This window comes from Prevotella sp. ICM33 (genome assembly GCF_000517825.1).
Taxonomy (GTDB): Bacteria; Bacteroidota; Bacteroidia; order Bacteroidales; family Bacteroidaceae; genus Prevotella; species Prevotella melaninogenica.
Genome location: NZ_JACD01000071.1, coordinates 186788 through 197908 on the forward strand (window position 1 = coordinate 186788; position 11121 = coordinate 197908).

Below are 11121 nucleotides of genomic sequence, written 5' to 3' on the forward strand. Positions count from 1 at the left end.
TCCTTAACTATTCGATTCGTCTGTTCCGCCAGTCTTATCCTTCTCTCGTAACTGCTGAATATACGCTAACTCGTCTAATGCAAAATCACCTGACTCAGGGTCATCTATCATCTGACGAAGCATTTCTTCCGCTTCATCAAACCTATGCAACTCTACCAAGACATAAGCCTTTCGTCGGTAAAGGAACTGTAGAAAAGGGTGCACCGATTGTTCGACTTCGCCTTCTTCATCTTCAACAATAGAATTATGTAAGTCTTCCAAGATTCCGTCTATGGTCATCAGCGAACGATAATCACCCAAATAAATCATACAGTTAACATACTCCTCAGCATAAAGAGTGCGATTAACTCCTGTTACAAACGTAAGGTAGTAATAAGCCCTATCATACTGTTGCAACTCATTATAGCAGAAGCCTAACATATAGCAGACCTCTAAGAAGAGGTTCCGTTCTTCTAAACTCTTTTTATCTATATTAGAATTCAAAAGGCGGTAGGCATTCTCCAAACAAGAAATCGCTTCATAGTAACGCTTCTGACGATGAAGAGTCCGACTACGATAAACAAAACGAGCAGCATCCACACTCTCCACATTGGCAATCAATCGTTGCTCTTCGGTTAGTTGGTTCTCCTCACCATTAGCAACCTTACTCTTAGCTTCCTTCCACATATAGACGAACTCATCCTGCAACTGCTTTGTTGAGCGAAGGTCGTATGCCAACAAGACAGAGTGCGACTGCACCTGTACTTCCTTCGAATGAAGGGGTCTACCAATCCCTGATGGCAATGGTAACAATGTAGCAACAACCTGATAGTAAAGCACATCCTCACAACCATCAGCCTGTTGAATACTGAAAGTCATACGACGACGAGTTGTCGGATGAGCTGGGAGGAAGAATACAAGGTCGAGCATAGCCTTCTGTCGAACAAACGCTCCATCTACTATCAGAGTGTCGGACAGATTATAGGATGCTATAGATTCACGGTCGTTGATAACTGTTACGGCATCTGTTACCACTGTCAACTCAGAGAAGACAACATCCACCAAACCAAAAACCTTATCCATCCACTGCTTCAAAGTTGCAGCTTCCTTATCATTCTGACGCCACTCTGCACCTTTCTTCTGATGTCTTAATTCCTGTTCTCGAAGGAGAAAGAAATCACGCGCAACTTCCTTCTCAGACCATTCCAAATCACTCGTAGCCGAACTTTTTGCTTCCTTCTTCACATCTGTCAGACTTCTAATAAAAGAATTCTGCCATAAAAACATATCGACCATAGCCGAAGAAAGAATATCTTTTGCGCGATCGTCATCTAACAGAAGCGGTGTTAGGATATGCATATCAATGATATTTGTTTCCTCATTGATACTATAGCTAAAGCGAGGACCACTGGAATTGAGGTTAAAGTGATTGCACACATGGCGCACAATATTTATATCTTTCATCTCAGCCTCAGCAAAGAAAAGGTATGACAATTCCACCTGTGGACAATTACCGATAATACGAATACCAAAATGTCCACTCTGAAATGTATAACGAACAAGTGCTGCATCACCCTCTTTTCTCCATTCCCCAGTACAGTTGAGTGCCTTCAGTGCCTTTGAGACTATCCTTCTATTCTCACTTAAATCAAGGTCTGAGAGACGAAGTGATGGTTTGAATAAGTTTCTTATCATATTCATCATACCAGAATATTACTACCAGTTTTCTTTGCTAATTCATTGCGAAGATTCTGTGTCCTCATTATCTCGCTCATAATATCTTGCATCTCTTGCGAATCTTTCACCTGCAGAAGTTGTTCATTCAATTCTTTCAAGTGGGAAGAAACATATTCTAAACGGAAATCAGCTACAAGATGTATAACACGATCACGCAATGTTTGTTCCGTTTCTTTCACTTGCAGACTCTCTGCGAGTTGGAAACGGTCTACGCTCAATCTCACTGCTACAGATGCGATATTGATATCTGCATGCTGTGTGAAATACTCTTCAGCTTTGAACCCTTCTTCACCACAATGCTCTACAGCCTCCTGCAGTATCTTAGTATAAAGTTCATTTGAGAAACCAAGATTATCGCTTCCAAGGTCATAAGCAATATATTGTGCTACGGTCAGGTTATATGTCTGCCCGCTATTCTCATCTTTCACATCACGGAAGATAACCTTCTCACCATCCTTGACGACAGCTTGGATAAGCATTTGCTCTACCTTCGACGTTGTCGGTTTAGAGGCTACAGCCATTGCATCCTCCCGTTGCTCCTCCATTACCGCAGCTCGATGTTGCTGTTGTTCACGTGTCTGCTGTTCTCGATTGGAATAGATATTACGATTCATCTGTTCCATCAAGGTTCGCTCTGACACGCCTGTACGATTCGCACACTCACGGATATAGGTATCACGGAGTATCGGGTCTTTGATAACAGAAATGCTTTGCACTATTGAACCAACTGCCTCTGAACGCTTAATTGGATCAGTAACACCCTTTAATAGTACGTTAATCTTAAAGACGATGAAGTCTGTCTGATTATCTTCAATATATTTTCTGAAATCTTCTGCACTGTAACTACGTGCAAACTCATCAGGGTCTTTACCGTCAGGAAGCAACAGCACTTTCACATTCATACCTTCTGCCAACAGCATATCCGTACCTCGTAAAGCAGCATGCTGACCAGCCTCATCGCCATCATAAAGTAGAACGATATTAGGAGTGAAGCGGTGCAAAAGACGTATCTGATGTACTGAAAGTGCCGTACCACTATTAGCTACGACATTCTCAATACCACACTGGTGCATAGAGACTACGTCCGTATATCCCTCCACCATATAAACAAGGTCGTGCTTGGCAATCGCTTTCTTTGCTTGGAAGATACCATAGAGTTCTCTCTCTTTATGATAGATAACGCTATCGGGAGAATTGACATACTTCTGACTAACCCCCTTTGTACGCGAATCCAGCAGACGACCACCGAAGGCTGTCACCTTACCACTCACACTCACCCATGGGAACATCACACGTCCATTGAAGCGGTCGATAAGTTCACCATTCTCACGCTCGAAGCAAAGACCTGTCTTTATAAGGAAATCTCTTTGGAAACCTGCCTTTAAGGCTGCATCAGCAAAAGCATGACGACTTGAAAGACAGAAACCTAACTGAAACTTACGAATGATATCATCTCTAAAACCACGGCTGCGGAAATACTGCATACCAATAGCCATACCATCAACATCGTTGTGCAAGATATCATTAAAGTACTTTGCAGCCCACTCATTGACCAAGAACATTGATTCTCGTTCATTCTCCTGCTGCTTTTCCTCATTCGTCAGTTCTCGCTCATGCACCTCAATATGATACTTATTCGCAAGCCACTTCAAGGCTTCAGGATAAGTCATCTGCTCATGCTCCATGATAAACTTTACAGCATTACCCGCTGCACCACACGAAAAGCATTTGTAAACACCTTTCACAGGACTAACGGAGAAAGATGGTGTACGGTCATCATGAAAAGGGCACAAACCTTTATAGCTTGTTCCCGTCTTGCGTAAAGAAACGAAATCGCTGACTACCTCAACGATATTCGACGCATTCATAATCCTATCTACAGTCGGTCTATCTATCATTATGCTACAAAGATAACACAAACCAATGAGATAGCAAAGTTAGAACCAGAAAAAAGACACTTCTACTTCACCAAATTATCTTCATGAATAAAAAACACCGATTATTACGAAAATAGTTTTGTTTTTAGTTGCTGTCACTTTTAACATTTCGCATAATTACACTATAAACCAACGAGTTAAGAACTAATAAAGAGTGATAGATATGACAGGAAAAGTAAATTCAAAGCGTTTCTTATACCCCTGAGAGATTTGAGGTCAAACTATAAAAAAGGTATAAGTTTTGTGAAATAATAGATGACAGAAGGCTCCTAAACAATGAGAACTTCTCCAACTCCTACAACCAGGAATAGAATAGTTCCTAACAATCATAAACACAGTTAAGCGGTTTTTGTGCAACTTTTTTTGTTTATGTTACAAAAAAAACGTACTTTTGCCCTCAACCAAAGCAATTGAATATTAAATAACACATTATTATATTTATGAGTTTGAAAATTGTAGTACTTGCTAAGCAGGTACCTGACACAAGAAATGTGGGAAAAGATGCCATGACAGCCGAAGGAACGGTAAACCGTGCCGCACTGCCTGCCATCTTCAACCCTGAAGACCTAAACGCTTTGGAGCAGGCTCTGAGACTGAAGGAACAGAACCCAGGCTCTACTGTAGGAATCTTAACCATGGGTCCTCCACGCGCCGGAGAAATCATCCGACAGGGACTCTATCGTGGTGCTGATACTGGCTGGTTGCTTACCGATCGTAAGTTTGCTGGTGCTGACACACTCGCTACTTCTTATGCTTTAGCGACAGCTGTACAGAATATCGGTGATGTAGACATTATCATCGGTGGACGACAGGCTATCGATGGTGATACCGCACAGGTAGGACCACAGGTTGCACAGAAGTTAGGACTCAACCAAGTTACATACGCAGAGGAAATCCTAAAGATTGAGGATGGTAAGGCTACTATCCGCCGTCATATCGATGGTGGTGTAGAGACTGTTGTTGCACCATTACCAGTTCTCATCACTGTGAATGGTACTGCTGCTCCAGCTCGTCCTTGCAATGCCAAACTCGTGATGAAGTACAAGTATGCTACTTGTCCTATGGAACGCAAAGGTGATGAGCCTTGGGCACATCTCTACGAGGAGCGTCCTTACCTCACACTGAATCAGTGGTCAGTTGCCGATGTCAACGGTGATGAGGAGCAGTGTGGTTTGAGTGGTTCACCAACAAAGGTGAAGTCTGTTCAGAACATCGTCTTCCAAGCTAAGGAGAGTAAGACCCTCACTGGCTCAGATGGGGATGTAGAAGGACTCATCAAAGAACTGTTAGGAGAGAAGATTATTGGTTAAAAGCCTCTCCCCCAACCCCTCTCCTACTGGAGAGGGGCGTAGAATGTTCTGTAAAACATTATGGGGAGGTATCATATAAACATAAGAAAAATCCCCCAGCAAGTGAAGCATTTCACTCCCCTCTCCACTCGGAGAGGGGGCGGGGGTGAGGCCTATGAACAACGTATTTGTATATTGCGAAATAGAGGAAACCGCCGTACAGGAGGTTTCACAGGAGCTGTTGACCAAGGGTCGCAAGCTCGCAAATGAGTTAGGTGTGGAACTCCATGCCATCGCTGCTGGTAGTGGCATCAAAGGAAAGGTAGAAGACCAAATCCTACCATACGGTGTAGACAAACTCTTTGTCTTTGATGGTGAGGGACTCTTCCCTTACACATCAGCACCACACACAGACATTCTTGTAAACCTCTTCACTGAGGAGAAACCACAGATCTGTTTGATGGGTGCTACTGTTATCGGTCGTGACCTCGGTCCACGTGTGTCATCATCCCTGACAAGTGGTCTTACCGCCGATTGTACTCAACTTGAGATTGGTGACTACGAAGATAAGAAAGCAGGTAAGCGTTATGAGAACCTGCTCTATCAGATTCGTCCTGCCTTCGGTGGTAACATCGTAGCAACCATCGTCAATCCTGACCACCGTCCACAGATGGCTACCGTACGCTCTGGCGTTATGCAGAAAGCTATCTATGAGGGTGAGGCAAAGGGCGAGGTTGTCTATCCAGATGTAGCGAAGTATGTCCCAGAGGTTGACTATGTTGTAAAGGTTATCGACCGTCATGTTGAGCCAGCACAGAACAACCTGAAGGAAGCTTCTATCGTTATCTGTGGTGGCTATGGTGTCGGCTCAAAAGAGGGTTTCGACTTACTCTTCAAGTTAGCTAAAGAGCTTCATGGAGAGGTTGGTGCCAGCCGTGCCGCTGTTGATGCAGGTTGGGTAGACCACGATCGTCAGATTGGTCAGACCGGTGTCACCGTCCATCCAAAGGTTTACATCGCTTGTGGTATCTCTGGACAGATTCAGCACATTGCTGGTATGCAGGACAGTGGTATAGTCATCTCTATCAACAACGACCCAGACGCTCCTATCAATGCCATCGCTGACTATATCATCAATGGCACCGTTGAAGAGGTTGTTCCGAAGTTGATAAAGTATTATAAGCAGAATAGTAAGTAAAAGCCAGCTGACTGAACAACTAACTGGCCCCTCCCCCTTGCCCCTCCCCCGAAGGGAGGGGAGTAAAATGCGAAAAGGGAATAAGAGGACTACTGTCGCTAAATACTTATTATCACAAGAGGCATAGCGTGTATAATCATAGACTAACTACCGACCTATGACTAAAGAAAATAGAAAGAAGTGCACTTACAAAACAGCTTCACCTGACAGATACCATATCCTAAAGGAATTCACCAAGGAGAATCGGAAAGAGATGACATTAGTAGAAGAGATTCTTTGGAACGAACTGAAAGGAATGAGAGGCGAATATCATTTCAGAAGACAGCATCCTATAGGTGACTTCATTGTAGAATTTGTATGCCTTTCACAGAACTTAGTCATAGAAGTAGACGGAGCTTACCATAAGCAACCGCAACAAGAGGTAGACGATGAAACAAGAACAGAATACCTTAATGAAATGGGCTTTAATGTTCTTAGATTCACCAACGAAGAGATATACACGGACATAGATAATGTGATAGAACAAATAACCGAATTTATAAACAACGAATAAAAAGAGTACCCTAACCGTAAGAATCAGTACATTCTACTCCCCTCCCTTCGGGGGAGGGGCAAGGGGGAGGGGCCACTCTTACATTTTTTATCATGGCAAATTATTATACTGACCACCCAGAAATAGCGTTTCACTTGGAGCATCCATTGATGAAACGCATCGTAGAACTGAAAGAGCGTAACTACGCTGATGCAGCTACACATGCTGACGCACCAGTAAACTATGAGGATGCTATCGAAAACTACAAGCGCATCTTGGATATCACTGGTGACATAACTGCAAATATTATTGCACCTAACTCTGAGGCTGTAGACATCGAAGGTCCACATCTCATCGACAACCGTATGCACTATGCCAGCAAAACCTTAGAGAACATTGAGGCGACACGTCAGGCTGGATTGTGGGGCGTTTCTATGCCTCGCCGCTATGGTGGACTGAACCTTCCAAACGTTGTCTTCTCTATGATGTCTGAGTTGATCGCTGCTGCCGATGCAGGTTTCCAGAACATCTGGTCGTTGCAGTCTTGTATCGACACACTCTATGAGTTTGGTGACGAGGAGCAGCGTCAGAAGTTTATCCCACGTATCTGCGAAGGAGAGATGATGTCAATGGACCTCACCGAGCCTGATGCAGGCTCTGACCTCCAGCGTGTAATGCTCAAAGCTACCTTCGATGAGAAGGAGAACTGCTGGCGATTGAATGGTGTGAAGCGTTTTATCACCAATGGCGACTCAGACATCCACCTCGTCCTTGCACGTTCAGAAGAGGGCACACGTGATGGTCGTGGACTTTCAATGTTCATCTATGACAAGCGTAATGGTGGTGTTGACGTACGCCATATTGAGCATAAACTCGGTATCCACGGTTCTCCTACCTGCGAACTTGTTTACAAGAATGCAAAGGCAGAGCTCTGTGGTAGCAGCCGAATGGGTCTTATCAAGTACGTAATGGCATTGATGAATGGTGCCCGTCTCGGTATCGCAGCACAGTCTGTTGGTCTTGAGCAGGAGGCTTATAACGAGGGCTTGGCTTACGCTAAGGATCGTGCACAGTTCGGCAAGAAGATTGTCAACTTCCCTGCTGTCTACGATATGCTCTCTCGTATGAAGGCAAAACTCGATGCTGGTCGTTCTCTCTTATACCAGACTGCCCGCTACGTCGATATCTACAAGGCTTTGGAAGATATTGCACGTGACCAGAAGCTCACCCCTGAGGAGCGTCAGGAGATGAAGAAATATACCCGCCTTGCTGATGCCTTTACGCCATTGGCAAAGGGTGTCAACTCTGAGTATGCTAACCAGACTGCCTACGACTCTATCTCTATCCATGGTGGTTCTGGTTTCATCATGGAGTACAAGTGTCAGCGTCTGTATCGTGATGCACGTATCTTCTCTATCTACGAGGGTACAACACAGTTGCAGGTTGTTGCTGCCGTGCGTTACATCACTAACGGTACCTACCTCTCTATCATGAAGGAGATGCTTGAGGGCGAACTCTCTTGCGACTGCATGAAGGGTCTGCGTGACCGTGTTGCAAAGCTTGTTCAGCTCTATGAAGAGGCTGTTGAGAAGGTGAACGCAAGCGACAATCAGGATGTTCACGACTTTCTTGCACGCCGTCTTTACAACATGACAGCCGACATCATCGGTTCTCTCCTCCTCATTGAAGATGCTTCTAAGGCACCAGAACTCTTCAAGAAGTCTGCCCATGTCTTTGTTCGCATGGCAGAGGAAGAAGTTATCGGTCACACTGCTTATATCAAAGCCTTCAACCCAGAAGACCTTGAGCAGTTCAAGGCTGTGGAAGAAGAGAATGCTGAAGCATAATCCTTTTTGTTAAGGTTAACACCATACAAAAGCAACCGAGCACAACGCTTGGTTGCTTTTTTCGTTACTGAACACCCTTGAACAAAACAGATTAAGAGCAATTATCAACCTATCTTAAAGCTAATTGCCTTAAAACACTGCAAAAGTAGTACAATAAATAAGGAGAAGAAAAACTGAAATAATTATAAATCTTAGTAGGTATCTGCTTATTTATAACTATCTTTGTCATTCATAATAAAAGGAGAAAACAAGATGAAGAAATATTTTAAAGCAAGTATGTTGCTGATGGGCTTATTGTTCATCCAGTCAACAACAGCATCTGCACAATGCCCAATCAAGGAGCAGATAATGAATGGTGATGATGGAGGTGAAGGTCTGGAAAAGGCAAAACGTGAAAGAGAGAAGACTCCTGTTAGCCACACGCTGATTATCTTCTTCGACAAGAAGACAGGCAACAAACCTCTACTGAAAGCCATCAAGAAGCAGGGCTGTACCCTACTCTACAAATACAAGGAGTTCAGTGGTGTAGCGGTCAAGGTAGACGAGAAACACGACATTGATCAAGCTATCGCTGATTTCAAGAAAGTGAAAGGCGTAACGAGCGTGAACAAAGACGGAATCATGCAGTTGCAATAGTCCAAGCTTAATTCATCCAGAATTCATAATTCAAAATTCATAATTATGATTACTACTATACGCTGTGTTTATTGCTACAAGTAACTTGTTCACTTGTAAACCTGTAAACTCGTTTACTTATGAACTTATGATTACCAGTGTCCACTATGTTTCTTACTGCGAATTAAGACTGGAAAACAAAAAAACAAAAGAATAAAACAGCAAAATACTCTTTTACCGTTTTATTCTTTTGTCTTTTACTTTATAGGTTTCCTCAAAATAGGTAGCAATGAAATCTACTTACGTTAGTAAGAAAAACACCTATTATACGAAAATAGTTTGGTTTTTAGTTGCTGTCATATTTAACATTTCACGTAAATACGCTATCAACCAACAAGTTAAGCACTAATTTTGTATGACAGATATGACAAGAAAATATTTTTTAGGAATTTTCTTATCCTCAAAGAACAATTGAACCAGTAGCTTAAAAGCAACTTCAAGCTGACATCACAGCTAACCATTCCACGATAAAGATGTAGAAAGTAAGGTAGAGGCACTTGTATAACCAAACCACCACAACCCTACTCTCCACACTTATTCCTTACCGACTCATTGTCAGTATAAGTTCCTTCCCTTTCTCTAAGTTTACAGTTCCGCTAAAAATCTGGTTGTCTTTGTTAATCTGTTTGTCAGCGGTAGTATGATATACTTCCAGCTGATAATTACCAGAAACGATATTCTGCATTTTGAAATCAACATCATAGCGACAGATGCAGTTTGTCATCATGTCCTTATCGGGATACAGGATGAGAACAATCTTACCCTCACTGCTGCTTGTTCCTACATGGAACAGGTCGATAGCACAGTTATCCATGACGTCTGCAAAACGTGCCGTGACAGTATTCTCTTTACCGAGCAAGAGGTGCAACACAGACCGCTGCCCTATGAAATGATTATAGTAATCAGGACGAGACTCCATCAGAGAGGCTGAAGCTTTGCAGCCTGACGACTTTACATCACTTACTCCAACATTCCCAACAACTGCATTCTCCGTCGTACATGACAACGTCAGCACTGATAGACAGCATATTGCCAAACAGTTAATAGGTTTCCAATATTTCATACGTATATTTATTTATAGGGTTAGTTAACACAAAAGATTCTTCGCAAATATAGTGTTTTATTTTGTAAAATGCAACGCTTCTCGTGCAAAATAACCTGCATCATCTTATTTTAACACCCAAGCTGTTAGCCGCAGCCCCTATCATCCTATCTCTACACAAAGCGTGTTTTATCTTCAACGATACGGAAAGTTCGTTCCTCTGGGAGTGGTTCTATCACATATACCTTACCTGCTCGGAAATTAAAAACTATCTCTTCTTTATAAAGATCATTACGCATATTGCGCCTTGAAAGAATACGCTCCTCATAGAATTCAAACACCACTCGGTGTTTTCCTGCGGTCAGGAAGCTACCATCAAACCATGAGAAACTTACGCCACGACCATAATTGATATCATCAATCTTGCCTATTGACACCATCATGTTCTTAGCACCTTCATTCCATGAGGGAAAGAACAATCGGCAATATTGAGGATTACGACGTAGCCAAGCACTTTTCTCTATTCGAAAAATAACGACTATCGCCACGCTCACCAGAACTATCATCAAAACAGATAGATAGACAAACAACCCCCTTTCATAGAGTAAATCAAATCCAATACCAGGAAAGGCTAAACCCATGGATATGCCGAAGAATGCTATTATAGATAGGAAGAACCAAGCAATACCGCCTTTAGATAAGGTCTTAATACTGGGTGCCGAATGAAAAAAAGAGTAACGATAGAATAGTTTATTAATCCCATAAATAAAGCCGTATGCTCCTAAAATAATAATGGTAGATACAATAAATGATTTCATCTTATATTTTTCTTTTATTGCTGTCCGGTAAACCTTTTCCACATATAAAAGTTAAGGGCTAAAATCG

9 protein-coding genes are annotated in these 11121 nt (G+C 42.7%); 5 read left to right on the top strand and 4 right to left on the bottom strand.

The genetic code is table 11. The features are described from left to right. Positions 1-3: 3 nt before the first annotated feature. Together HMPREF1505_RS08650 and dnaG are read right to left on the bottom strand one after the other, a co-directional pair. The gene (locus HMPREF1505_RS08650; protein WP_231480381.1) at positions 4-1674 is read right to left on the bottom strand and encodes a hypothetical protein; all 1671 of its coding nucleotides are present in this window, start codon (positions 1672-1674) and stop codon (positions 4-6) included. Positions 1675-1679: 5 nt separating this feature from the next. Further along, positions 1680-3614: a DNA primase gene (dnaG, locus tag HMPREF1505_RS08655; protein WP_197017520.1), complete on the bottom strand. Its 1935-nt coding sequence runs from the start codon at positions 3612-3614 to the stop codon at positions 1680-1682. Positions 3615-4093: 479 nt separating this feature from the next. Between dnaG and HMPREF1505_RS08660 the strand changes: the two genes are divergently transcribed. The 5 genes from HMPREF1505_RS08660 (at position 4094) to HMPREF1505_RS08680 (ending at position 9155) form a co-directional block, all read left to right on the top strand. Then, positions 4094-4963: an electron transfer flavoprotein subunit beta/FixA family protein gene (locus HMPREF1505_RS08660; protein ID WP_036924655.1), complete on the top strand. Its 870-nt coding sequence runs from the start codon at positions 4094-4096 to the stop codon at positions 4961-4963. A gap of 154 nt (positions 4964-5117) precedes the next feature. Continuing rightward, complete coding sequence (locus HMPREF1505_RS08665) at positions 5118-6140, top strand: electron transfer flavoprotein subunit alpha/FixB family protein (protein WP_036924656.1); 1023 nt, start codon at positions 5118-5120, stop codon at positions 6138-6140. 157 nt (positions 6141-6297) lie between these two features. After that, entirely contained in the window at positions 6298-6693 is a 396-nt protein-coding gene (locus tag HMPREF1505_RS08670) for an endonuclease domain-containing protein (RefSeq protein ID WP_036924657.1), read from the top strand. A gap of 92 nt (positions 6694-6785) precedes the next feature. Continuing rightward, entirely contained in the window at positions 6786-8519 is a 1734-nt protein-coding gene (locus HMPREF1505_RS08675) for an acyl-CoA dehydrogenase family protein (RefSeq protein ID WP_036924658.1), read from the top strand. Positions 8520-8771: 252 nt separating this feature from the next. Next, positions 8772-9155 (top strand): hypothetical protein, encoded by a 384-nt coding sequence (locus HMPREF1505_RS08680; protein ID WP_036924660.1) that lies wholly within the window; start codon positions 8772-8774, stop codon positions 9153-9155. 580 nt (positions 9156-9735) lie between these two features. On the opposite strand, the gene HMPREF1505_RS08685 is transcribed toward HMPREF1505_RS08680, so the two are convergent. Both HMPREF1505_RS08685 and HMPREF1505_RS08690 read right to left on the bottom strand, forming a co-directional pair. Further along, the gene (locus tag HMPREF1505_RS08685) at positions 9736-10257 is read right to left on the bottom strand and encodes a hypothetical protein (protein ID WP_036924662.1); all 522 of its coding nucleotides are present in this window, start codon (positions 10255-10257) and stop codon (positions 9736-9738) included. Positions 10258-10409: 152 nt separating this feature from the next. Next, a complete protein-coding gene (locus HMPREF1505_RS08690) occupies positions 10410-11054 on the bottom strand; it encodes a hypothetical protein (protein WP_036924663.1) in 645 nt (214 codons plus the stop codon). Positions 11055-11121: the final 67 nt, after the last annotated feature.

Coding starts and splice junctions, on each gene's coding strand:
- HMPREF1505_RS08650 (WP_231480381.1), bottom strand. CDS start 1,674: ATGATAAGAAACTTATTCAAACCATCACTTCGTCTCTCAGACCTTGAT.
- dnaG (WP_197017520.1), bottom strand. CDS start 3,614: ATGATAGATAGACCGACTGTAGATAGGATTATGAATGCGTCGAATATC.
- HMPREF1505_RS08660 (WP_036924655.1), top strand. CDS start 4,094: ATGAGTTTGAAAATTGTAGTACTTGCTAAGCAGGTACCTGACACAAGA.
- HMPREF1505_RS08665 (WP_036924656.1), top strand. CDS start 5,118: ATGAACAACGTATTTGTATATTGCGAAATAGAGGAAACCGCCGTACAG.
- HMPREF1505_RS08670 (WP_036924657.1), top strand. CDS start 6,298: ATGACTAAAGAAAATAGAAAGAAGTGCACTTACAAAACAGCTTCACCT.
- HMPREF1505_RS08675 (WP_036924658.1), top strand. CDS start 6,786: ATGGCAAATTATTATACTGACCACCCAGAAATAGCGTTTCACTTGGAG.
- HMPREF1505_RS08680 (WP_036924660.1), top strand. CDS start 8,772: ATGAAGAAATATTTTAAAGCAAGTATGTTGCTGATGGGCTTATTGTTC.
- HMPREF1505_RS08685 (WP_036924662.1), bottom strand. CDS start 10,257: ATGAAATATTGGAAACCTATTAACTGTTTGGCAATATGCTGTCTATCA.
- HMPREF1505_RS08690 (WP_036924663.1), bottom strand. CDS start 11,054: ATGAAATCATTTATTGTATCTACCATTATTATTTTAGGAGCATACGGC.